The 24,030-nt window shown below is 63.4% G+C and carries 21 protein-coding genes; 5 read left to right on the forward strand and 16 right to left on the reverse strand.

The window, feature by feature from the left end; genetic code table 11:
* Nucleotides 1-270 precede the first annotated feature (270 nt).
* Entirely contained in the window at nt 271-471 is a 201-nt protein-coding gene (locus AC1D08_RS02270) for a DUF680 domain-containing protein (RefSeq protein ID WP_095083078.1), read from the forward strand.
* Between the two features lie 69 nt (nt 472-540).
* Nucleotides 541-780 carry a DUF680 domain-containing protein gene (locus tag AC1D08_RS02275; RefSeq protein WP_095083076.1) on the forward strand — a complete coding sequence of 80 codons (240 nt, stop codon included), beginning with the start codon at nt 541-543 and terminating at the stop codon, nt 778-780.
* 75 nt (nt 781-855) lie between these two features.
* On the opposite strand, the gene AC1D08_RS02280 is transcribed toward AC1D08_RS02275, so the two are convergent.
* The 5 genes from AC1D08_RS02280 to AC1D08_RS02300 form a co-directional block, all read right to left on the reverse strand.
* Complete coding sequence (locus AC1D08_RS02280) at nt 856-1,968, reverse strand: ABC transporter ATP-binding protein (protein WP_457153516.1); 1,113 nt, start codon at nt 1,966-1,968, stop codon at nt 856-858.
* A 41-nt stretch (nt 1,969-2,009) separates the two neighbouring features.
* Nucleotides 2,010-3,674, reverse strand: coding sequence for a beta-galactosidase BglA (bglA, locus tag AC1D08_RS02285; RefSeq protein ID WP_457153517.1), 1,665 nt, complete (start codon nt 3,672-3,674; stop codon nt 2,010-2,012).
* A 4-nt stretch (nt 3,675-3,678) separates the two neighbouring features.
* Entirely contained in the window at nt 3,679-4,833 is a 1,155-nt protein-coding gene (locus AC1D08_RS02290; RefSeq protein ID WP_457153518.1) for a carbohydrate ABC transporter permease, read from the reverse strand.
* A 1-nt stretch (nt 4,834) separates the two neighbouring features.
* Entirely contained in the window at nt 4,835-5,848 is a 1,014-nt protein-coding gene (locus AC1D08_RS02295) for a carbohydrate ABC transporter permease (protein ID WP_095083068.1), read from the reverse strand.
* Nucleotides 5,849-6,102: 254 nt separating this feature from the next.
* Nucleotides 6,103-7,458, reverse strand: coding sequence for an ABC transporter substrate-binding protein (locus AC1D08_RS02300; RefSeq protein WP_477392860.1), 1,356 nt, complete (start codon nt 7,456-7,458; stop codon nt 6,103-6,105).
* Between the two features lie 362 nt (nt 7,459-7,820).
* Between AC1D08_RS02300 and AC1D08_RS02305 the strand changes: the two genes are divergently transcribed.
* Nucleotides 7,821-8,843, forward strand: coding sequence for a substrate-binding domain-containing protein (locus tag AC1D08_RS02305; RefSeq protein ID WP_477422493.1), 1,023 nt, complete (start codon nt 7,821-7,823; stop codon nt 8,841-8,843).
* A 36-nt stretch (nt 8,844-8,879) separates the two neighbouring features.
* Here AC1D08_RS02305 and AC1D08_RS02310 read toward each other — a convergent pair whose 3' ends face one another.
* Complete coding sequence (locus tag AC1D08_RS02310) at nt 8,880-9,788, reverse strand: LysR family transcriptional regulator (RefSeq protein ID WP_457151929.1); 909 nt, start codon at nt 9,786-9,788, stop codon at nt 8,880-8,882.
* A gap of 78 nt (nt 9,789-9,866) precedes the next feature.
* On the opposite strand from AC1D08_RS02310, the gene AC1D08_RS02315 reads away from it, so the two are divergent.
* A complete protein-coding gene (locus AC1D08_RS02315) occupies nt 9,867-10,685 on the forward strand; it encodes a class I SAM-dependent methyltransferase (protein WP_457151930.1) in 819 nt (272 codons plus the stop codon).
* Nucleotides 10,686-10,706: 21 nt separating this feature from the next.
* Nucleotides 10,707-11,237, forward strand: a complete 531-nt coding sequence (locus tag AC1D08_RS02320; RefSeq protein WP_457151931.1) for a hypothetical protein — start codon at nt 10,707-10,709, stop codon at nt 11,235-11,237.
* Here AC1D08_RS02320 and AC1D08_RS02325 read toward each other — a convergent pair.
* The 10 genes from AC1D08_RS02325 to AC1D08_RS02370 all read right to left on the reverse strand — a co-directional run bounded on the left by AC1D08_RS02325 (nt 11,209) and on the right by AC1D08_RS02370 (nt 23,978).
* Complete coding sequence (locus tag AC1D08_RS02325; RefSeq protein ID WP_457151932.1) at nt 11,209-12,651, reverse strand: S8 family serine peptidase; 1,443 nt, start codon at nt 12,649-12,651, stop codon at nt 11,209-11,211. The two genes, AC1D08_RS02320 and AC1D08_RS02325, sit on opposite strands and share 29 nt — an antisense overlap.
* A complete protein-coding gene (locus tag AC1D08_RS02330) occupies nt 12,641-13,309 on the reverse strand; it encodes an anti-sigma factor (protein ID WP_457151933.1) in 669 nt (222 codons plus the stop codon). The genes AC1D08_RS02325 and AC1D08_RS02330 overlap by 11 nt, the downstream gene beginning before the upstream one ends.
* Complete coding sequence (locus tag AC1D08_RS02335; RefSeq protein WP_457151934.1) at nt 13,306-13,872, reverse strand: sigma-70 family RNA polymerase sigma factor; 567 nt, start codon at nt 13,870-13,872, stop codon at nt 13,306-13,308. The genes AC1D08_RS02330 and AC1D08_RS02335 overlap by 4 nt, the downstream gene beginning before the upstream one ends.
* A gap of 222 nt (nt 13,873-14,094) precedes the next feature.
* A complete protein-coding gene (locus tag AC1D08_RS02340; RefSeq protein WP_457151935.1) occupies nt 14,095-14,934 on the reverse strand; it encodes an alkaline phosphatase family protein in 840 nt (279 codons plus the stop codon).
* Nucleotides 14,935-15,020: 86 nt separating this feature from the next.
* Nucleotides 15,021-16,610 (reverse strand): ABC transporter substrate-binding protein, encoded by a 1,590-nt coding sequence (locus tag AC1D08_RS02345; RefSeq protein ID WP_457151936.1) that lies wholly within the window; start codon nt 16,608-16,610, stop codon nt 15,021-15,023.
* A 176-nt stretch (nt 16,611-16,786) separates the two neighbouring features.
* The gene (locus AC1D08_RS02350) at nt 16,787-18,442 is read right to left on the reverse strand and encodes an ABC transporter ATP-binding protein (protein ID WP_095083048.1); all 1,656 of its coding nucleotides are present in this window, start codon (nt 18,440-18,442) and stop codon (nt 16,787-16,789) included.
* The gene (locus tag AC1D08_RS02355; protein WP_095083047.1) at nt 18,442-19,266 is read right to left on the reverse strand and encodes an ABC transporter permease; all 825 of its coding nucleotides are present in this window, start codon (nt 19,264-19,266) and stop codon (nt 18,442-18,444) included. Before AC1D08_RS02355 ends, AC1D08_RS02350 begins: the two co-directional genes overlap by 1 nt.
* A 9-nt stretch (nt 19,267-19,275) precedes the next feature.
* The gene (locus AC1D08_RS02360) at nt 19,276-20,235 is read right to left on the reverse strand and encodes an ABC transporter permease (protein ID WP_477225141.1); all 960 of its coding nucleotides are present in this window, start codon (nt 20,233-20,235) and stop codon (nt 19,276-19,278) included.
* 16 nt (nt 20,236-20,251) lie between these two features.
* Nucleotides 20,252-21,838: an ABC transporter substrate-binding protein gene (locus tag AC1D08_RS02365; RefSeq protein WP_477225142.1), complete on the reverse strand. Its 1,587-nt coding sequence runs from the start codon at nt 21,836-21,838 to the stop codon at nt 20,252-20,254.
* Between the two features lie 154 nt (nt 21,839-21,992).
* Nucleotides 21,993-23,978: a CocE/NonD family hydrolase gene (locus AC1D08_RS02370; RefSeq protein ID WP_477302418.1), complete on the reverse strand. Its 1,986-nt coding sequence runs from the start codon at nt 23,976-23,978 to the stop codon at nt 21,993-21,995.
* Nucleotides 23,979-24,030: the final 52 nt, after the last annotated feature.

The following is a 24,030-nucleotide window of genomic DNA, read 5'->3' on the forward strand; positions in this document are numbered from 1 at the left end:
GTGCAGGACTTGTGAACGCTGGGCCTCCGACACAGTTGGTGATCGGGGTACCTGTTTTGTACAACTCTTTGATATGAATTAGAAAAACATTGAGTGTGGAAACCCCTGGCGCAATTTCAAGTGGTGGATTCTTGGTCCACGCGGAACAACTTCGTGATTGGAAATGGCTGGATGGCTCTCCCACATCGGGGCTGTCCGAACGACGCGATTTCTTCCCAAGACACGCCGCTAGACGGACGGTAAAAATAAGAAATACTGGAGTACCAAAAAATGAAAAAGATCATCCTCACTGCCGCCGCCCTTCTGGCCATTTCCGGCAGCGCCTTCGCGAACAGCGACCACTATGGTTCGAATGCCCCGGCAGCCACCGCTGCTGTCGACAGCTCGTACACTGCTTCGACCAAGAAGTCGGAGCCGGCTGCTCAGACGCCTGCCCAGGGTAGCAACCGTAACCTCTTCGGCAATAACTAACAGCCGATTCCCAGAAGGCGGCGGGCTCTCCCGCCGTCCTGGCGAAATCCAGAATTCAGGAGATTTGAAATGAAGAAGATCATGCTTGCTGCCGCCGCCGTCGTGGCGATCTCCGGCAGCGCTTTCGCCGCCAGCGACAACTACGGTTCGAATGGCGCCAACCAGCCTGCCGTCGGTTCGGTTGACAACTCTCAAACGGGCTCGATCCGCAACAGCGGTGGTTTCGTCGGCAAGCTGCTCAATTCGTCGGGTGACGTAGAGAAGTCCGCCCCTCAGAGCGCCGACCGCGACCTCTTCGGCAATCGCTAACAGCCGAAGTTGATTTCCAAAAAAGAGCGGCGGGCCTGGCCCGCCGCTCTTTTCGTGTCGAGACTTGGTTCTGTCTCAAGCCGCCTTTACTTCCGGCTGACGGAGCGAGAAGGAGTGCCCGTCCGCGTCGAAGATGTGAAGGTCGTTGGCGTCCGCGCTCAGCCGCAGCGTCGCACCGCGCTTGACCTCGACATTGCCAGGCAGCTTGGTCACCAGCGGCAGGTCGGCGCGGCCGATGTCGACATAGACAAGCTGGACTTCGCCGAGTTGTTCGACATAGTCGACCGTTCCCTCGAACAGATACTCCGTGCCGCTGGCGATGATCAGATCTTCCGGCCGCACGCCGAAACTCACCGCGGCACCCTTTGCCGAAGCCGGCGTTGCGATCGGCACGCTTGCCTTGCGGCCGCCGACATGGCTGACGACGGTCGGGTTTCCGGTCTTGTCGATGGTCGCCGGCAGGATGTTCATGGCCGGCGAGCCGATGAACTGGGCGACAAACAAATTGCCGGGCTTCTTGTAGAGGTCCATCGGCGCGCCGACCTGCTCGATATGGCCTTCCTTGAGCACCACGATGCGATCGGCCAGCGTCATCGCCTCGACCTGGTCGTGGGTGACGTAGATCATGGTCGTGTTGGGCATCGATTCCTTGAGTTTGGCGATCTCGATGCGGGTGGCGACACGCAGCGCCGCGTCAAGGTTCGACAGCGGCTCGTCGAACAGGAACACCTTCGGGTTGCGCACGATGGCGCGGCCGATGGCGACGCGCTGGCGCTGGCCGCCCGACATGGCCTTGGGCAGGCGATCGAGATATTTGGTCAGCTGCAGGATTTCCGCGGCCTGCTTCACGCGGCGGTCGATCTCGGCCTTGTTCTCCTTGCCGATCTTCATCGAGAACGCCATGTTGTCGTACACCGTCATGTGCGGGTAGAGCGCGTAGGACTGGAACACCATGGCGATGCCCCGCTTCGACGGCGGCACGTCGTTGACGACCTCGCCGGCGATCTTGAGTTCGCCGGAGGTGATTTCCTCCAGCCCGGCGATCGACCTCAGCAATGTCGACTTGCCGCAGCCCGACGGGCCGACAAAGACGATGAACTCGCCCGACTTTATATCGAGGTCGATGCCGTGGAGAATGTTCAGATTGCCGTAGGACTTCTTCACTTGTCTTAGCGTGACATCGGCCATTGGTTTCCTCCCAGTGATTTGAAATTCAAGTGATCTGAAGTTCAGTCGATGCGCCCAAACCAGGCGCCGTAGCCGTTGAGCTGTATGGAACCGCTGCTCGCCTGCCCCGAAAATCCGTGTCCCGGCAAAGGTTGCAGCGATCGGTTGCCAAGCTCAATCCTGGTTGGCTTGGCTGCCAGATTGAAGACGCAGACGACCTGCTCATTGCCTGCGCGGCGTGTGAAGGCGACGGTGTCGCCCTCGCTTTCGATGAATGTGATGTCGCCCTTGGCCAGCGCCGGATGGGCACGGCGGAAGGTGAGAAAGCGCCGGTAGTGCTCGAGCAGCGAGCTCTCGTCGCCCTGCTGGACATTGACCGCTTGCGACAGGTGCTTGGCCGGCACCGGCAGCCATGGCTTGGCCGAGGAGAAGCCGCCATTCCTGGCGCTGCCGTCCCACACCATCGGCGTGCGGCAGCCGTCGCGGCCCTTGAATTCCGGCCAGAAGCGGATGCCGTAGGGGTCCTGCAAATCCTCGAAGTGGAGGTCGGCCTCACCGAGCCCAAGCTCCTCGCCCTGGTAGATGCAGACCGAGCCACGCAGCGACATCAGCAGCGCCGAGATGACCTTGAGATAGGCGGTCGTGTCGGCTTCGCCTGCCGCCCAGCGCGAGGCCGGGCGCATCACGTCATGGTTGGAAAAGGCCCAGCACGACCAGCCGTCGCTGGCGACCTTGCCGAACGATTCCAGCACCGAGCGGACCTTGGCCGCGCTGATCTTTTCCGGCGCCAGGAAGTCGAACGAGTAGCACATGTGCACGCGCTTGCCGCCGGCGGTATAGGCCGCCACCACTTCCAACCCACGTTGCGAATCGCCGACTTCGCCGACCGCCGCGGTAGCCGGATACTCATCGAGCAGGGCGCGGAAGCGTTCGAGGAAGCCGAGGTTTTCCGGACGGCTCTTGTCGTAGAGATGGTCCTGGTAGTTGTAGGGATTGACCGCGGGTGCGGTCTGGTCGTTGCGCTGCTCGGGCGGCAGCGGCGGATTGTTCTCCAGGCCCTGGCTGTGGAAGTAGAAATTGATGGTGTCGAGCCGGAAGCCGTCGACGCCGCGCTCCAGCCAGAAGCGGGTGACGTCGAGCAGCGCGTTCTGGACCTCATGGTTGTGGAAGTTGAGATCGGGCTGCTCGGCCAGGAAGTTGTGCAGGTAATATTGCTGGCGGCTGGTGTCCCATTGCCAGGCCGAGCCGCCGAAGATCGACAGCCAGTTGTTGGGCGGCGTGCCGTCCGGCCTGGCGTCCGCCCAGACATACCAGTCTGCCTTCGCGTTGGTGCGGCTCGAACGGCTTTCCTTGAACCATGGGTGGTTGTCGGCAGTGTGCGACAGCACCTCGTCGATCATCACCTTCAAGCCCAGCCTGTGTGCCTCGGCGGTCAGCGCGTCGAAGTCGGCCAGCGTGCCGAACATCGGATCGACGTCGCAGTAATCGGTGACGTCGTAACCGAAATCCTTCATCGGCGATTTGAAGAACGGCGAGATCCAGATGGCATCCGCACCGAGTGCCGCGATGTAGGGGAGCCGGCCGATGATGCCCTTCAGGTCGCCGATGCCGTCGCCGTTCGAGTCCTGGTAGCTGCGCGGATAGATCTGGTAGATCACCGCACCTCGCCACCAGTCGCGATCGACGGCGAGGTCAGGCTTCGAACTGGCCTTCAAAGCGGATTGCATGGTCTCAGCCTCCTTTCACCGAGCCGGCAAGCAGCCCGCGGACAAAATAGCGCTGCAGCGAGAAGAACACGATCAGCGGCACGATGATGGTCACGAAAGCCGATGTCGTAAGGATCTCCCAGTCGCCGCCACGTGAGCCAAGCAGCGCGTTGAGCTTGGCGGTCAGCACGATCTGGTCTGCCTCCGTACCCAGGAAAACCATCGCGACCAGCAGATCGTTCCATACCCACAGGAATTGGAAGATGGCAAACGAGGCCAGCACCGGGAACGACAGCGGCAGCACGATCTTGACGAAGATCTCGAAATCGCTGGCGCCGTCGATGCGCGCCGATTCCATGATTTCGCGCGGCAGGCCGGCAATGTAGCTGCGCAACAGGTAGATGGCGAAGGGCAGGCCGAAGCCGGTATGCGCCAGCCAGATGCCGAGATAGGTTTTCGACGGCATGCCGAAGAAGGCGCCGACGCCGTTGTAGAGCTTCAACAGCGGGATCAGCGACATCTGCAGCGGCACCACCAGCAGGCCGATGATGACCGCGATCAGCAGCGCTCGGCCGGGAAAGCGCATCCAGGCCAGTGCATAGGCGGCAAAGGCGGCGATCAGGATCGGGATGACGGTCGCCGGTATGGTGACAGTCAGCGAATTCATGAACGACCGTCCGATGCCTTCCGAGAACAGCACAGTCTTGTAGTTGTCGGTGGTGAATTTAGGTGGCGCCGACGAGGCATAATAGACGCGCTGGCCGCGATCGCCTTCGAAGGCCTTCGGCGATTGCATGATGAAACTGCCGTCGGCATTGAGCTGCAGGGTGACGCCGTCGCCGAGATCGGCCGATGTGCCGGCGGGGTATTGCGTTGGTGCTGCCGACTTGACGCCGAAAGCGCTGATGTTGCGGACAGGGCTGTTGCCGAAGATGTTGCCTTGAAGGACGAACTTGCCGTCCTTTTCGACTTGCATCGAGGCCGCCGGCAGCCGGCTGGCTTCCGTCTGGGTGGAACTGGAGAACGAATTCCACCAGCCCGAGGCGATGATCTGGTCCTTGTCGCGCAGCGACGAGACCAGGATGCCGAGCGTCGGTATGGTCCAGATGGCGACGAAGATGAGGACGGCAATATGGACGCCGAAGCGGCTGGCGAAGGAATTTCCGGTCGCAACGGCCATCTCAATGTCCTCCCGTCTCTTTGTTCGCCTGGCGGATGTTCCAGACCATGATCGGAATGACCGCGATCATGATGATGATGGCGATGGTGGCGCCGCGGCCGAAATCGCCGCCGCCACGGAACATCCAGTCGAACATCAGGTTGGCCAGCACCTGGCTGTTCCACTGGCCGTTGGTCATGGTCAGCACGATGTCGAACACTTTGAGCACCAGGATGGTGATCGTCGTCCAGACGACGGCGATGGTGCCCCAGATCTGCGGTACCATGATCTTCCAGAAGATCTGGAACGGATTGGCGCCGTCGATGACGGCGGCTTCCAGAGTTTCTTCCGGGATGCCGCGCAAGGCCGAAGACAGGATGACCATGGCAAAGCCGGTCTGGATCCAGATCAGGATCACCATCAGGAAGAAATTGTTCCAGAACGGCAGTGATATCCAGACCTGCGGCTGGCCGCCGAAATGCTGGATGATGGCGTTGAGCAGGCCGATCTGGGTCTGGCCCTCGCCACGGTACTCGTAGATGAATTTCCAGATGACGCTGGCGCCGACGAAGGAGATCGCCAAAGGCAGGAAGATCAGGCTCTTGGCGACCGTGCCCCACCAGATCTTGTCGGTGAGCACGGCGATGATCAGCCCGAGGAAGGTGCAGGCGGCCGGCACCACAGCCAGCCAGACGATGTTGTTGAGGATTGAGTTGCGGAACTCGCGATCGCCGAAGGCCCATTCATAGTTGGCGAGGCCGACGAAGTTTATGCCGCCGCGATCGAGGAACGACAGCCGCAGCGTCTCGACCACCGGATAGATGAGGTAGATGGTCAGGATGATCATCGCCGGACCGACGAACAGCCACGGCCTGACCAGCCCTTGCCGGCGCAGATTGTCGATGGCAGCGGCGCCGGCGACGCCGCGCGACGGGAATATCAGGTCCACCAGCTTGTTGGCGCCCCAGAAATAGGCGACGCAACCGCCGACCCCGACGATGATGACGAATATGGCCGAGAAAATCTGAGCCGCCATGGTCCCTCTCCCTGCGCATGATCCGACAAGGAATGACCTTGGTGACGGGACCAGGCGCCGATTCAGTTGTTGGAGCGTCGTCGGCGGCGGAAACCTGCTCGCATGCCGATCGCGCTTTATGTCAATGCGCTCATGACGAAAGGCTGCGGCACGGGCCGCCGTCGGATCCGGGCCGGCAGGGTCCGGATCCAGTGCGAGAATGGCAGGCTCGGCCGTTTGATCGCCGAGCCGGACGGGCCCCTGCTTGCCGACCGCTACTTGATCGCGTCCCAGCTCTTCTGGATGTCGGTGGCGACATCCTGCGCGGACTTGCCGCCGACCAGGTCGATCATGCCGGTCCAGAAGGCGCCGGCGCCGATCTTGCCCGGCATCAGGTCGGAACCGTCGAAGCGGAAGGTCGAGGCATTGGCGAGGATTTCGCCCTGCTTCCTCAGCGCGTCGCTGGCATAGGCAGCCTTGTTGACACCCTTGAACGGCGTCACGAAACCGCCCTCGGCCATCCAGATCTCGTGAGCTAGCGGCATCTTCAGGAATTCGATGAACGCGCGGGCGCTCTTGCTATCTTTCGTTATCATCGCCAGCGTACCGGCGCCGAGCACCGGCGTGCCCAGTTCAGGCTTGGAGGCATAGGGCGGGAAGTAGAAGAAGTCCGCGTCCTGGCCGACCTTGGTGCCTTCCGGGAAGAAGGTCGGAATGAACGACGCCTGATGGTGCAGGTAGCACTTGGGCGGCACTGAGAAGAGGCCCTTCGGGCTATCGCGGAAATCGGTCGCCGCAACCGCCTTGGCGCCGCCGTCGACCATCTTGTCGTCGGTCGCGATCTTACCGAAGATGTCGATGGCGTTCACCACGGCGGGATCGTTGAACGGGATCTCGTTCTTCACCCATTTGTCGTAGACGTCAGGCGTCTGGGTCCGCAGCATCAGGTCTTCGACCCAGTCGGTCGCCGGCCAGCCGGTGGCGCCGCCGGAGCCGAGGCCGATGCACCACGGCTTGCCGCCATCGGCGATGATCTTCTTTTCGAGATCGGCGAGTTCTTCCTGCGTCTTCGGTACCTTGTAGCCGGCTTCCTCGAAATTATCCGGCGAGTACCAGACCAGCGACTTCACGTCGGCCTTGTAGGGGAAGGCGAAAAAGCCCGGCTTGCCGTCCTTGTCCTTGAAGGTGCCGAGGTCGACCCACGACTGGCCGGCGCCGTAATTGTCCTTGACCCATTTGGCGGTGTCGTCGCCCAGTGGCGTCAGCAGGCCCTTCGATGCCAGGTCCTGGATCAGGCCCGGCTGCGGCAGCACGGCGATGTTGGGCGGACTGCCGGCCTGCGTGTCGATGACGATCTGCTGTTCATAGTTCTCCGAGGAGGAGTATTTGATCTCGACGCCGGTGGCTTCCGAGAAATAGTCGAGAACGCCGCGCACCAGGCCTTCGTCCTCACCGCGCCACGGTCCGAAGATCGACAGCGTCTCACCCTTGAGATCGACTTTCTTGAGCTCTTCGTAATTCGCCCAGTTGAAGCGGGGATCCTCGCCCGGCTTGAACTTCAGTTCGGCATGCGCGGGCGCGTTCAGGGCGAGCGTGGCAAACGCAGCACCCAGCAAAAGCATTTTCTTCATCGGTATTCCTCCCAGTGGGCCACAAACACCGGACGGAACCTCCATTCCGCCCGCCGACGCCGCAGGACTGTGACTCAGTCGGAAAGGAACCGCAACCTTTCGAAGAGTCTTCCAAAGCGCTTTGGCTTTTTCGATCTCGCCATTGAATCGCTCGGAAGTCAAGAGGGTGACCGGCTAATCGATTTAATTTTGAGCTGGCGACGTGTAAAAAGTGCGCTGCAGCATGTATTTATGGCGGTGCAGCAGCAATTTTTGTTTCAAACTCGCCCAAAGCGCGCCTATGCTTGTCATCAAATTGCAGCGTCCCGCGTGGCGCTCGGATCCAATCGAATTAAAAGCGCTTTGAGGCGCGGAGGCCTCCTGTGAACCTCAAGCAGCTCGCCCATATGCTGGCGCTTTCGCAGACCACGGTAAGCCGTGCCTTGAACGGCTATCCCGAGGTCAACGAGGAGACGCGCCGGCGTGTGATGGATGCCGCCAAGCGCCACGGCTATCGCCCCAACCCCAGCGCGCGCCGGCTGGCGACGGGCAAGACCGGAATGATCGGCTATGTCCTGCCGACCGGTGCGTCCGTCGATATCGATCCGCATTTCGTCGAGTTCCTATCCGGCCTCGGCGACTATGCCCGCTCGCATGAATTGGACCTGGTGCTGTCGCCGGCCGACGCCGACGACCAAGAAACGACCTACCGGCGCATCGTCGCCAACCGGCAGGTCGACGCCGTCTATATCTCCTCGCCGAGGCCCGCCGACCGCCGCGTGGGGCTGGTCAACACGCTCGGCATTCCCTTCATCGTGCATGGCCGCAGCGAAGGCTTCGATTTCGACTATCCGTTCACCGACATCGACAATGAGGGCGCCTTTCACGAGGCGTCGCGGCTGCTGATCCAGCTCGGCCACCGGCGGCTGGCGCTGATCAACGGCGACGACCGCGAGACCTTTGCCATCCATCGCGAGCGCGGCGTGCGCCGAGCGCTGGCGGCGAGCGGGCTGGCATTGGGCGAACGCCATGTCTGCTCGGTGGTCATGACCGAGGAGAACGGCTATCGCGCCACCAGGCGCTTGCTGGAGGCGGGCGATGCGCCGACAGCAATCGTCTGCTCCAGCCTGATCATGGCGCTGGGCGTGGTGCGCGCGGTGCGCGATCTCGGCCTGACCATCCCAGGCGACGTATCGCTGATCGCCCATGACGACGTCTTTCCCTGGCTGAGGCCGGAGAATTTCTCCGTGCCGCTGTCGACGACGCGCTCGTCGATCCGTCTCGCCGGTGCGCGCGTCGCCGAGCGGCTGGCAGCGCGGATCTCCGGGCTGGAAGAGGGCGCCCGCGGCGAGGTCTGGCCGGTCGACCTGGTGGTCCGAGGCTCGGTCGCCGGTGCGCCGGCCTAGGGACCGGACAACTCCCAACGACGGTTCGCCGGCGTCTCAGGCTGGGGATTTGAGGTGGTCGATGAAGGCGCGCAGCTTCGGCAAGACCTGGCGCTTGCCGGGATGATAGAGGAAGACGCCCGGCGTCGAACCTGCAACGCCGTCCAGAACCGACGTGAGTTTTCCTTCGGCGATCGGACCTTCGGCAACGGGTCGAGGCGTCTGCGCCAGCCCGACGCCCTGCATGGCGGCACCAAGCAGCGTCGGATAGTCGTGTGCGATCAACGGGCCTGAGACCATCGCCTCGATCGCCTCGTTGCCGTCGACGAAGGACCAGGGCGCGATCGCGCCGTTCGAACGGCGCAAGCGCAAGCAGGCGTGGTGGCGCAAGTCGTCGACACGCTCGGGGCGGCCGTGGCGCTCGAGATAGTCAGGGCTGCCGACGACCACGAACGCGAACGGCGGCGTGAGCCGCACCGCCACCATGTCAGCCGCGATGAACTGGCCAAGGCGGATACCGGCATCGAACCCGCCGGTCGCGAGATCGACCATCTCGTCGCTCGCGGCGATCTCCAGCTCGATCTCGGGATAGGCTCGGCAGAACGATGCGATCATCGGCTCCAGGATCAATGGCACGACGGCGCGGGGCACGGACAGGCGCAGCAGCCCGGTCGGCCGCTGGCTGGCGTCGCGCACCGCCTCGCCGGCAGCGACGAGTTCCTCGAAGGCAGGGCCGGCACGGTCGAGGAACCGTTGGCCAGGCTCGGTCAAGCCGACGCTGCGCGTCGTGCGGACGAACAGCGCCGTGCCCATACGCGCTTCCAGCGCGCGCACCGCCTGGCTCACGGCGGACGGCGTCACGCCGAGATCCGCGGCGGCACGGCGGAAGTTGCGGTGCCTGGCGACAGCCAGGAACGCCTCGACGCCCTCCAGCGCACCGTGTCGGACTGTGTAGTTCTGCTTCATGGGTTGTTGTGATTACAGCGGATAGTCGAATTATGGAAGCGGGCTTAGGTAGGAGGTGAAGCCTGGAGACATCTTGCAATGACCGATGAACTTGATGGAGTGCGCGACCACTATCGCGCGACCGGCCTGACTGAGCGGCTGAAGACGGTACTGGCTGCCCTTGGCCCGGATGATCAACTTCTCACGCCCCAGCAATTGGGCGCCCTTGACCAATTTCATACCCGTGGGCTTGCCGCCACCGCCGAGCTTGCCCAATTGGCGGGGATCGCCGCCGGCATGTCAGTGCTGGACGTCGGTTCGGGCATCGGCGGGCCGGCGCGCTTCCTGGCCGCGACCTATGGTTGCCGGGTCACTGGCGTGGATATCAGCGAGCCTTTCGTGGATGCCGCGCGTTATCTGACCGACCGCACGGGACAGAGCGGGCAGCTGTCGTTCCAGACCGCCAGTGCACGGGAGCTCCCATTCGATGATGGCCGTTTCGACATCGTGCTGCTGCAGCATGTGGCGATGAACATCTCCGACCGGGCGCAGCTCTATCGCGGGATTAGGCGCGTGCTGAAGCCAGGCGGCAGGTTTGCCACCTTCGACGTCGTGTCGGGCGTCGGCGAGCCACGCTATCCGCTCCCCTGGGCGCGAACGCCGGCGACGAGCTTTCTCCTGACAATCAGTGCGACGCGCGAAGCGATCGAACCAGCCGGCTTCCGCATATTGGCATGGCAAGACGACACCGAGGTCGCCAAGGCCTGGTTCGCACAGCTCCGCGTTTCGGGACCGCCGCCTTCGCCAAATCTCGGCGTGGTGATGGGGCAGGACTTCGCGGAGCTTGCGGCCAACCTGGGACGAAATCTCATGGAAGGGCGGCTCGGCGTCCTGACCGCGGTGTTCGAGGTTGTGTGAACCAACCGTTGAGGAGGTCAAATGTCTACAGAAGTCCTGTTCCAAACCCATCTCGTTCTGGGCTATGTCGCGTGGCTGCTTTGCCTCCGTGCCTACGGTCTGCCGTGGCTGAGATCGATGGACAGGGTCGCGGCGCAACGCGCTATTGCTACCTTGCACAGCTTCCGCTTCTTCGGGCTCGTCTTCCTCGTCCCGGGCGTCGTCAGCCCCGATCTGCCGGCCAGCTTCGCCGTGTTCGCCGCCTATGGCGACTTCGCAACCGGGGTGCTGGCCATGCTGTCGCTGCTCACGGTGAGGATACCTCAGCTGTTCTGGGCGTTCGTCGTCGCCTTCAATCTCGTCGGGATAGTTGACCTCATCATCGACTATTACCATGCCGTCCAGATCGACCTTCCCGCTCGCGCGGGGGAATTGGGCGCCACCTACGCGATCCCGGTCATCTATGTTCCGCTGCTGATGATCACGCACATCGCCGCATTCTATTTTCTGGCGCGTCCCAAACCGCGACTTGAGCCGTCGCGGACTACTCCTTCGCCGCCTCGGCGGCCTTGATGTCGAGCAGGCCGTAGCCGAAATCATTGTCGCGCCCCTTGGGGCCGAGATCCCTGGCCGTTGCCGCCAGCGCCTTCTCGATGCCGTCGGCCGAGCGGTCGGGCGCGGCATGGATGAGATTGGCAATGGCGCCGGTCACGATCGCTGCCGCGAACGAGGTGCCGGTGACCACGTCCGAGCCGGCGCCGCTCGGCGCCACCATCTCGACGCCAGGCGCCGAGATGAAGACATAGGCTCCGCGATTGGCCTGCGGCATCAGCCCATCCTTGGCGTCGGTGGCGGTCACCGCGATGACGCCGTCGAATGCCGCCGGGTAGCCATAGGGCGCCTTCGGCCCGTTGTTGCCGGCGGCGGCGACCAGCACGATGCCGAGCGCCCGCGCATTGCGGCAGGCGACTCCGAGCAGGTCGTTCTTCGGTCCGACGAAGCTCATGTTGATGATGCGTACGTCCTGGCTCGCCGCCCAGTCGAGGGCCGACAGGATGACGTCCATGGTCGACTTGCCGCCCTCGAAGGCGCGGGCGTGATAGATCCTGGCGCCGGGCGCCATGCCCTCCAGCGCGCCGACGCCAGCGATCAGACCGTCGACCGAAGTGCCGTGATCGCGCTTTTCGATCGGCACGTCGGGCATGGCGTCGAACTGCCCGGCGATTACGCCTGAGAGCGCCGGATTGCTGTCGTCGATACCGGTGTCGATCACCGCGATGCGGACGTTTTCGCCGCTGGCCTGTTTGGAATCGAGCGCGATGCGCTCGAAGGCATAATTGACGATGTTGGCGGCCTGCTGCAGCGAATAGACATGGTTGGGTTCGCGTCGCTGGGTGCGGCCGTCGGCGGCCAATTGCGCCAGCACGACGCCGACGGGGCGGCCGTCGGGAATGCCGAACCGCACCAGCGTGGTGCCAAGCAGCAGCGACTGGCGCTGCGAGCGCACCTGGAGGCCGTAGGACGCGGCGATCTGCTGCACCGCGCCGGCATCGCCGTCGACTGTCACCAGCACCTCGTCCGGCACGAAATCGCCGGCCACCGCGCGCGGCGGCAGAACGGCGATGAGATCGGTCGGCGAGACGATCGGGCCGCCAGGCGGCGGGCCGGCCTGGCTGTCGGCAGGCGGCGTCGCCGGATCCGACCGTGGTGTCGGCGGCAGTGCCGGGGGGGCAACCGGATTGGGGAACAGGTCGACGATCAGGGCTGGCAGGAAAACAGCGCCGGGCTGCGCCGCGCCCGATCCGTTCTTTGTGTCGCTGCCATCCTTGGCGCAGTCGGCGCTTGCCGCATTGCTCGCGTCGCTGCAGTCGATTTTCGTCGGATCGGGGTTGGTGGCGTTGGTCTGCGCCGACGCAGGCACGGCGGCGATTGTCATCGCCGCCGCCAGGATTGCCGCAAATCGAATGACCGCCGCCTCAGCCGCCATCAACCGGTTTCCTTCCCTCGATCACAGTCTCGGTGAAAGGCTGGGCGGCAATAAGGCCGAGCTGCTTGGTGTAGTCGGCGGCGTTGGCGGCGGGAATACCAAGCCGGAACACGCCATCGGCGGTCGGTCCGCCGATGATCTTCAGCCCGTTATTGCCCAGAAAGCCCGAAATATCGGACATCCTTGCATCCGGCTTGAACTTGACCAGGGCGAACGGCATTTTCGCCAGATCGCCTTCCGCCCCGGCAATCTCGAAATCCTTACCCTTGCCGCCGGGCTGAACAAACGACTGCACGATGATCAGCGCCAGCAGAACCGCGGCCGCCGCCCAGGCGACACCGACCGGCACCGCCATGAAGCGGCCCCATGCCTGCGCCAGCCAGGACGCGCCCGCGGACGCGCGTGCAGGTCCGGCCTCGGCGTCGAGCGCTTTGGCGAAGCGGCTCAGCGCATCGGCCGGCGGGCGGATCGCTTCGTTGGCGGCGGTGGTGCCGGAGAATTCGGCTTCGGCCTCGCCAAGGGCGGCCAGCGCCGCGGGATCGCTGGCCAGCCATTCCTCGACGGCTTCCAGGTCCGAGCCTTCCAGCGAGCCGTTCAGATAGAACGGCAGCAGCGTTTCCATTTCGTCGCGGCGCGACATCTTTTCAGCGGCGCTCATGGCCACCCCCTGTCGTAACCGGCGGCCTTCAGGGCCTCGCCGAGTTTCTTGCGGGCGTAGAACATTCGGGTCTTGACGGTCGCGACCGGAATGCCGAGCACCTCGCCGATCTCGCCCACCGACTGCCCATGATAATAGGCAAGATCGATCACCGTGCGGTGCTCTTCCGGCAACGCGTCGACGAAGCGTCGCAGGGCGGCAGCCTTGTCTTCCTTCATGGTGACGACTTCCGGCGTGTCGGCGCTGTCGGGCACCGCGGCGGCAGCCTCGTCGTCGATCCAGTCTTCCTTTTTCTTGCGCAGCGAAGACAGCGCCTTGAACCGGGCGATGCCGAGCAGCCATGTCGAGACTTCGGAGCGCCCCTCGAAGGCTGGCGCCTGCCGCCACAGTTCGAGGAACACCTCGTTCGCGATGTCGTCTGCCATCATTTCCGATCCCGTCTGGCGCGCCACGAAGCGGTAGACCCGCGCGTGGTGACGCATGAACAGGAGCCGCACGGCGGCACGGTCGCCCTTCGCGACCCGGTCGACAAGAGCGCGATCGGTCTCCGTCGCTGCCGTCATGGCCGGTCGAGCCGCCTGGCTCCTGTCTGCTCTGTCGCTGATCGGTCCAAAAAGGTTCATCCTCCGCCAAGGAATTCGCGGAGGCTAACCGAAGAGTCGGGCGGTTGCCAGACCATCCCTTCTCCACGTTCCTGTACCGGAGAAGGTGTCGGCAGGCGGATGAGGGGCGGCGTCGGCGTTCGCTATTTATTTTCAATGTTGGCGTGCGTCGCCGGCACCCCTTCAGTCCAGGAAAGACTTGGCCTTCATTGTCGCCGGCACCGGCACCCCGAGGCGGCTCAAGATGGTCGGCGCCAGTTGCAGCTGGTCGAGCAGCGTCTCGGCCTGCGGACCCTTGCCGGGCCCGAAATAATACAGCGCGAAATCCTGCATCTCGTCGTCATGGCCGCCATGGTGGCCGCGATCGGTCTGGCCGTGGTCGGCGGTGACCATGACCTCGTAGCCAGCCTCGATCCAGCGCGGCAGGAAGGCGGCCAGCATGCCGTCCATCGCATAGACGGCATGATCCATCTCGTGACAGTCATGGCCGAAGCGGTGGCCCATCGAGTCCAGCGTACAGGTGTGCAGGATGCCGTAATCGATGCCGTGGCGCCTGGTCAGCATGGTCAGCGTCGCGAACAAATCGACGTCGCTCGGCGTCATCTGGTTGCGAAGATTGTAGCCGGTCATGGTGTGGAACCGCCCATGCGTGATCGGTCCACCCGGCTCGTCGAATTCCATGTCCTCGACCAGGTCGAAGGGATGGGCGCGGAAGAATTCCGACCAATAGGAATGGGTCACCGCACCCGTCTTGCCACCAGCCTTGCTGACTTCGGAGAAGATGTCGGGTTGTTCGACGCGGAACCGGTTCTCGTTGGACAGGATGCCATGCACCTGCGGCGAAACCCCGGTGTGGATCGAGGCGTAGCAGCAGGCGGAGGTCGACGGCAGCACCGAGCGCATCTTCCAGACGCTTGCCTCGCCCGATTGCACCCAGCCCTCGAGATTGCCCATCAGCCGGCGCCAGTTCCTGTAGGGGACGCCATCGAGGATGATCAGCAAAAGTTTTGTCTTGAGCGCCACGGGCGGCTCCCTGCGATTGACCAGTTGAAATCAGAACGCCGTGCACCGCTGGGCACACGGCGTTCCGTTTATGAACCAAGGATAGGCTAGGCGGTCAGCCAGCACGCGCCAAGGGCATAACCGTCCATCATCTCGCCGTTCGGGTTCTTGACGTAGCCGGCGATCTTGTTGGTGGCGGCAGCGTCGATGAACTGGTTGAAGAACGGCACGATCAGCCCGCCTTCGTCGCGCATCAGCACCGCCATGTCGTGGTAGATCGCCTTGCGCTTGGCCTGGTCGAGTTCGGCGCGGGCGGTGAACAGCATCTTGTCAAATTCCGGCCGCTTGAAACGCGTGTCGTTCCAGTCGGCGGTCGAGACATAACCGGTGGAATACATCTGGTCCTGCGTCGGCCGCCCACCCCAATAGGAGAGCGAGAAGGGCTGCTTGTTCCAGACCTCCGACCAGTAGCCGTCGCCGGGCTCTCGCTTGATCTCGATCTTGATGCCGGCCTTGGCGCAGGACTGCTGGTAGAGCTGGGCCGCATCGACGGCGCCTGGGAAGGCGACGTCGGAGGTGCGCAGCAGGATCGAGCCGCTGTGGCCGGACTTCTTGTAGGCTGCCGCAGCCTTTTCCGGGTCGAACTTACGCTGTTCGATATCGCTCGAAAACAGCGGATAGGCTTCGTTGATCGGGAAGTCGTTACCGACCGAGCCATAGCCGCGCAGGATCTTCTCCAGCAATTCATCGCGGTCCATGGCCAGCTTCAGCGCCATCCTCAGGTCGCTGTTGTCGAAGGGCGCGGTGTCGCAGAACATGTTGAACGGATAGTAGCCTCGGCCCGACACGTTCTCGATGGTGACGCCGGGGATGCGCTTGACCAGATCGACCACTTTCGGCTCGACGCGGTTGATCAGCTGCACCTGTCCACCTTGCAAGGCAGCCAGCCGCGCGGTCGCGTCGTTGATGACGACGATCTCGATCTGGTCGGCATGGCCCAGCTTGTCGCCCTGCCAGTAATTGGCGAAGCGCTCGCCGCCATGGCGCACGCCGGGCTGGTTGACGGTGACCTTGTAAGGCCCGGCGCTGATGCCGGCGTTGGGATTGTCCTTGCCGCCATTCGGCTGGATGACAAGGTGGTAGTCGGCCATCAGATAGGGGAAGTCGGCATCGGCGTCGCCGAGCGTGACGATCACTTCCTTGCCGCTCGGCTTGATGGCTTTGATGTTCTTCAGCACGCCGAGCGCGCCCGATTTCGATTTTTCGTCGGCGTGGCGCTCAAGCGTGGCCGCGACATCCTCGGCGGTTACGGTTTTGCCGTTGTGGAATTCGATGCCGTCGCGCACCTTGATGGTCCAGGTCTTGGCGTCATCGGAAGCACCGATCTCCTCGGCGATCAGGTTCTGGACGCCGCCTTCGGGTGTCAGGCGCACGAGGAATTCGCCCCACTGCTTGCCGAAATTGTAGGTGACCTGGCTGAGGTTCAGCGCCGGGTCGAGGCTGTTGGTCGATTCGCCGCCTTGCAGTCCGGCCTTGATGATGCCGCCCTTGACCGGCGTCTGGGCGAAGGCCTTGCCGGCCAACGTCGTGGCCAGTGCCGCCGAGACGCCAAGTGCCGCGGTACGGCCGAGGAAGTCGCGACGCGATATCCGGCCCTGTCCGGCGAGTTCAGCGAGATGGTCGAGTTCAGTGTTCATGTCCTACCCCCTTTTCTAAAACAACGTCACACGGGCGGCGCCCGTCCAAAGGGACGTGTGGCAATCTAGTGTTGCATGCGGATGACGGCAGGCGTGCCTGGACCAGCGGGTCGGGTCTATCCCTGCTCTGACGCAGTTCCGGACGGGAAACGGCGCACACTTTTCCCGGAATTGCCCTAGTTTCCCGCGCTCGCCATGCGCCGTCCCTTGATCGCCTTTTCCAGCCAGCCGATCTCCATCTCTGGCACCGACGACAGGAGAAGGTCGGTATAGTCGTCGAAGGGCGGGCTCAACACCTTGCTCTTCGGGCCATAGCGCACCACTTCGCCGCGATACATCACCGCGATCGAATCGGCGATCGACTTCACCGTGGCGAGGTCATGGGTGATGAACAGATAGGCGACGTTCTCCTCCTTCTGCAGCTCGAGCAGCAGCTTCAGGATGCCATGCGCAACCAGCGGGTCGAGCGCCGATGTCACCTCGTCGCAGATGATCAGCTTCGGCTTGGCGGCGAGCGAACGGGCGATGCAGACGCGCTGCTTCTGGCCGCCGGAAAGCTCGGCCGGGTAGCGATCGGAAAAGCCCTTGCCCATCTCGATCTTGTCGAGCAGTTCGGCGACGCGTTTGTCGCGCTCGCGGCCGCGTATGCCGAAATAGAATTCCAGCGGCCGGCCGATAATGGTGCCGACGGTCTGGCGCGGGTTCATCGCCACGTCGGCCATCTGGTAGATCATCTGCAACTGACGCAGATCCTCCTTCGGCCGGTCGGCCAGCCGGTTTGCCAGCGGGCGCCCATCGAAGGTGACGGTTCCTTCTTCCGGCGGCAAAAGCCCGGTGATGGCGCGCGCCAGCGTCGACTTGCCGGAGCCGGATTCGCCGACCACGGCCAGCGTCTGGCCCGGATAGATGTCGACCGAGACGTTCTTCAGCACCTTGATATGGCTGCGGCCATAGGCGGCGGTGACGTTCTTCACCGACAGGAACGGCGTCGTGCCGGGCTTCTGCTCGGCGTGCTCGATCTCATGCACCGACACCAGCGCGTTGGTGTACTCCTGGCGAGGCTCCTTGATGATCTGGCGCGTGCCACCCCATTCGACCAGCCGGCCATGGCGCAGCACCATGATCTCGTCCGAGACCTGAGCGACGACGGCAAGGTCGTGGGTGATGTAGAGCGCCGCCACATGCGTGTCGCGGATGGCGTCCTTGATCGCAGCCAGCACGTCGATCTGCGTCGTCACGTCGAGCGCCGTGGTCGGTTCGTCGAAGACGATCAGGTCCGGCTCGGAGCAGAGCGCCATCGCCGTCATCACGCGCTGCAGCTGGCCGCCCGAGACCTGGTGCGGAAAGCGCTCGCCGATGGTTTCGGGGTTGGGCAGGCTGAGCTTCTTGAACAGCGCAACGGCGCGCTTCTCCGCCTCGGCGCGTGTCGCCGTACCGTGCAGCAGGGTGGCTTCCACCACCTGGTCCATCAGCTTGTGCGCCGGGTTGAAGGCGGCGGCCGCCGATTGCGCGACGTAGCAGACCTCACGGCCGCGAAGCTTGCGGAAGCCGTCCTTGCCGCCCTTGAGGATGTCGCGGCCGTTGAGGATCACCTCGCCGCCGGTGATGCGCACGCCACCGCGGCCATAGCCCATGGACGAGAGGCCGATGGTCGACTTGCCGGCGCCGGATTCGCCGATCAGGCCAAGCACCTTGCCCTTTTGCAGAGTCAGCGAGACGTCGTGCACCAGCACGATGTTCTTCGGCGGCTCGCCTGGCGGGAAGACAGTGGCTTCGATGCGCAGATTGCGGATGTCGAGCAGGAGGCCAGAGTTCGCTTTGCTGTCAGCCATCACCCGCGTCCTCCCTTCAGGCTGGTCGTCCGGTTGAGCACCCAGTCCGCAACCAGGTTGACGGAAATCGCCAGCATGGCGATTGCCGCCGCCGGGATGAGCGCGGCTGCGATGCCGAAGACGATGCCGTCCTTGTTTTCCTTGACCATGCCGCCCCAGTCCGCATCCGGCGGCTGGACGCCAAGGCCGAGGAACGACAGCGTCGACAGGAACAGCACGGCATAGATGAAACGCAGGCCGAGTTCCGAAACCAGCGGCGACAGCGCGTTGGGCAGGATCTCGCGGAAAATGATCCAGGCGCTGCCTTCGCCGCGCAGCTTCGCCGCCTCGACGTAGTCCATGACGTTGATGTCGACGGCGACGGCCCGTGACAGGCGATAGACGCGGGTCGAGTCCAGAACGCCCATCACCAGGATCAGCGTCACCAGGTTGGTCGGCAGCACGGAGAGCACGACGAGGGCCATGATCAGCGTCGGGATCGACATCAGGAGATCGACGAGGCGCGACAAAAGCGTGTCGAACCAGCCGCCGAACACCGCCGCCGAGAAACCGAGGATGGCGCCGAGCGAGAACGACAGGGCGGTGGCAAGCACGGCGATGAACAGCGTGATGCGAGCGCCGTAGATCATGCGCGACAGGAGATCACGACCGAGATTGTCGGTGCCGAGCCAATGCGTTGCCGACATCGGTTCCCAGACGTCGCCGACGATCTCGCCATTGCCGTGCGGCGCGATCCAGGGTGCGAAGAGCGCCGCCAGCACGAACAGTGACGTCAGCACGATGCCGATCAGCGCGGGGATGGGGATGCGTTTGATATCGAGCATATCCGCCCCCTATTTTGGATGTCTGAGGCGCGGATTGGCGACGATAGCCCCTATGTCCGCAATGATGTTCAGGCTGATGTAGACGGCGGCGAAGATCAGGCCGACCGCTTGCACCACCGGCACATCGCGCTTGGTGACGTGGTCGACGAGATACTGCCCCATGCCCGGGTAGACGAAGATCACCTCGACCACGACGACGCCGACGATGAGATAGGCGAGGTTGAGCATCACGACGTTGATGATAGGCGCGATCGCGTTGGGGAAGGCGTGCCTGCGGATGACGTTGAATGCCGACAGGCCTTTCAGTTCGGCCGTCTCGACATAGGCCGACTGCATGACGTTGAGGATCGCCGCGCGCGTCATGCGCATCATGTGGGCCAGCACCACCAGCGTCAGCGCTGTCGCCGGCAAGGCGATCGCCTGCATGCGCTCGCCGAACGGCATGCCGTCATAGACGGTCGAAATGCCGGGGAAGATCTGCCATTTCACGGCAAAGAAATAGACCAGCACATAGCCGATGAAGAATTCGGGAAACGAGGTCGAGGCCAGCGCCAGTCCGGAGATCAGCTTGTCGACCCAGCCATTGCGGTAGCGCACCGCGATCAGCCCGAGGATAATCGCCAGCGGCACGGCGACGATCGCCGCCCAGAAGGCGAGAAACAGCGTGTTCCACAGCCGGTCCTTGATCGACGTCGCGATGTCCTGGCCGCTCGTCATGGCTGTGCCAAGATCGCCGGTGAGCACGCCGCCGAGCCAGCGGAAATACCTGATATAGGCCGGATCGTTGAGGCCGAGCTGCTCGCGCAAATTGGCGAGCGACTCCGGTGTTGCCGATTGCCCGAGAATGGCTTGCGCGACGTCGCCGGGCAGGATCTGGGTGCCGGCGAAGATCAGGACCGAAACGGCCAACAACAGGACGATGCCCAGCGCAACGCGCTGGGCAATTAGCTTCAGGATGGGTGAAGACATATCCGCAAAGCCGGGCTCAGGCCTGGAGCCAGCACTTCGCCAGGGCGTAGCCGTTCATCAATTCCTGATGCGGATCATCGACCCAGCCATCGACCTTGGCGCCGGTCGCATCGATGAACTGGTTGAACATCGGCAGGATCAGGCCGCCCTCGTCGCGCACCAGGACAGCCATGTCATGGTACATCTGCTTGCGCTTGGTCTCGTCGAGTTCGGCGCGCGCCGCCAGCACCATCTTGTCGAAGTCCGGACGCTTGAAACGCGTGTCGTTCCAGTCGGCGGTCGACAGATAGGCGGTCGAGTACATCTGGTCCTGCGTCGAGCGGCCGCCCCAGTAGGAGGCGCAGAAGGGCTGCTTGTTCCAGACCTCGTTCCAGTAGCCGTCGCCGGGCTCGCGCTTGAGCTCGATCTTGATGCCGGCCTTGGCCGCGCTCTGCTGGAACAGCTGCGAGGCATCGACAGCGCCCGGGAAGGCGACGTCCGAGGTCCTCAGCAGCACGGTGCCGTCGTGACCCGACTTCTTGTAGTGGAACTTGGCCTTGTCGGGATCGTACTTGCGCTGCTCGATCTCCGTGAACAGCGGATAGGACGAATTGATCGGGAAGTCGTTGCCGAGCGAGCCGTAGCCGCGCAGGATCTTGTCCAGCATTTCCTCGCGGTCGATGGCCAGCTTGAGTGCCATGCGCAGATCGTTGTTGTCGAATGGTGCCGTGTTGCAGTGCATGATGAACACGTAGTGGCCAGGACCCGCGTGGTTGCGGATGGTGACGCCCGGCAGGCGCTTGATCAGGTCGACGATCTTCGGCTCGACGCGGTTGATCATGTTGACCTGGCCGCCCTGCAGGGCCGCCGTGCGGGCGGTCGCATCGTTGATGACGATGACTTCGATCTGGTCGGCATGGCCCATCTTGTCGCCCTGCCAGTAATTGGCGAAGCGCTCGCCGCCATGGCGTACGCCGGGCTCGTTGGTCTTGACCACGTACGGGCCGGCCGAGATGCCGGCATCCGGCTTGTCCTTGCCGCCGTTCGGCTGCACGATCAGGTGATAGTCGCTGAGCAGATAGGGCAGGTCGGCGTTGGCCTCCTTCAGCGTCAGCACCACTTCCTTGCCGTTTGCCTTGATGGTCTCGATGCCCTTCATGTAGCCGAGCGCGCCGGATTTCGACTTTTCGTCCGAATGGCGCTCGAGGGTCGCGGCGACGTCTGCCGCGGTCACCGTCTTGCCATTGTGGAATTCGACGCCGTCGCGGATCTTCAACGTCCACACCTTGGCGTCGTCCGAGGAGCCGATCTCCTCGGCGATGCGGTTCTCAAGCTTGCCTTCCGGCGACAGCTCGACGATCATTTCGCCCCAGCACTTGCCGAAGGCGAACGGCACCTGCGTCATCATCAGCGCCGGATCGAGGCTGTTGGTGGATTCGCCGCCGACGAGGCCGGCCTTCAGCGTGCCGCCCTTGATTGGGCCGGCAGCGCGCGCCGCACCTGAAAGCAGCGAGTTGGCGAAGGTCGCGGTGACGCCGAGTGCTGCCGCCCGACCGAGAAAATCGCGACGGCTCAACTTGCCGGAAGCGACTCGCCGGCTAAGGAATTCCAGTTCGTTTGACATGTTGAGTTCCTCACTCTGTTGGTTCGACTCTGCGGTCGTTTTTCTTGTTTCTTGTGAGGAGAATAATKACCGCAAGGGAAAGCGGTAAGCAAGACCGAATGCGACATGCCGTGGCGTAAATCGTACGTCGCATTTGGACCAACCAAATCCGTGGTCACAGGAGGACGCGCGGCACCCTTTCCTCGAAGTTACGCTCGAAAACGAGAGTTTCGCCCTCATAGGCCTCGATTCTGGCGCTGAGGATGAAGTTTTGCGCGTCCGATCGCATTTCCGCGAATGTCTCGGTGCGCACCGACCATCCATTTCGCGACAGGGTCTGCGTCCAGTGCGTTTTTCCAGAGGCCGCCAGGGGATCGTCCGGATGGATCGTCCAGATCTCGCGGGCGATGCTGCCATTGGCCAGGCCATGGGCAAGATCGCGCACCTTGCCAAAATCATCCGTTATGGAAAGCGTCACAATTCCGGTCTTCTCGTCGCGATCGACATGACGCTCGGAATTGGCGGCGCGGATCGTCTCGGTCGCCCAGGGAGTGGCGCTTTCCGGCTCGGCAAACGTCACTTCGTTGCCTGTCGCCAGCGGCCGCAGCGGCAGGGCCAGCACGGCGGCCGACAAGGCGAGCCGAACCGGCTCCGGCGACGGCCAGATCATCGGCCAATAGGTATTCGACACGGCAATGCGCAGATGGTGGCCTGCCGGCACGCGATAGGCGCATTGATCGAGCACCACGCGCGCCGACACGGTTTCGCCCGGTACCAGCGCCTCGGGGAATTCGTGCGAATTGCGATGTGTCAGATTGAGCACGCCGTAGGAAATCAGTTCCGAGGCACCGTCAGGGTGCACGTCGCACAGCCGGATCGCGATGTTGGCCTGCGGTCGGTCGGAGGACAGCCGCACCTCGACTTCGGGCGCGCCGACGATGTCGATCGCCTCAGTGAGTTCCGGCTGGTCGAAACACACCGACAAAGCGTCATCGGGGCGCTGGTCGCCGGGCAGTTCGGGGCCGAAGGTGAACGGAAAATACTCGCCGCCGGCAAGGCCGCAACTCTGCGGCGAAGCAACGATGGCGGGCTTGCTACCGTCGGAGACAAGCTCGATCGATTGCGTCTTGATGGCAGGCGACGGCCATTCCTGCTCAGCCACCCAGCGACCGGGCCGCTTGGGATGCCAGCGCGCGGGGCGGACACTGTCCATGACATAGGCACGATAGGCTGGATCGACCTCGACACCAGTGTCGATATCCTTCAGCCAGCGGTCCCACCAGCGCAGGGCCTCCTGCAGGAAACCGATGCGCGGTGTGGGTGCCGCGTAATGCGGGTATTTGTGGATCCACGGTCCGATGATGCCCTTCACCGGCGCTTCGATGTTGGTGGCCAGATGCGAGACGGTGTTGCGGTAGCCGTCGTGCCAGCCGCCGATCGACAGCACGGCGGCCTGGATGGCGGAATAATCCTCGCAGATTGAGCCGCGCTTCCAATAGGCGTCGCGGTGCTGGTGCTTCAGCCACAGCGGCGCGAGAAAAGGCTGGTTCTCCAGCCGGGTCAGCCAAAGGTCGCGCCACCTTTTGTCGCCGGTGAAGAGCGGGTCCGGCGGCCGCGACGAATAGGACAGCATGGTCGACGCCCAGCCGAAATTCTCGATCAGCAGGCAACCGCCCTTGTAGTGGATATCGTCGGCATAGCGGTCGGAGGTCGAGCACAGGCTGATAACCGCCTTCAGCGCCGGGGGCTGCTTGGCCGCCACCTGCAGGCAGTTGAAGCCGCCCCAGGAAATGCCCATCATGCCGACATTGCCGTTGCACCAGGGCTGCGAAGCCGCCCAGGCGATGACGTCGCAGGCGTCCTGCAATTCCTGTTCGGAATATTCGTCGTCCATCAGCCCTTCGGAATCGCCATTGCCGCGCATGTCGACGCGGATCGAGGCGTAGCCGTGGCCGGCGAAATAGGGATGCGTCAGCTGATCGCGGAGAATGGTGCCGTCCCGCTTGCGGTAGGGCAGGTGCTCGAGGATCGCCGGCACCGGATCGTCGCCGGCGTCTTCCGGCATCCACACCCTCGCCGACAGCCGGCAGCCGTCCGGCATGACAATCCCCATTACTGGAAATTCGACGACTTTGCGGGGGAACTCGGTGACAATTTTCATGCGGGACTCCAGGATCGCCAGATGATGGAGCCCGTGGCATCGCGTCGTGGGC

It is taken from the genome of Mesorhizobium sp. P2_E6, from assembly GCF_056403835.1.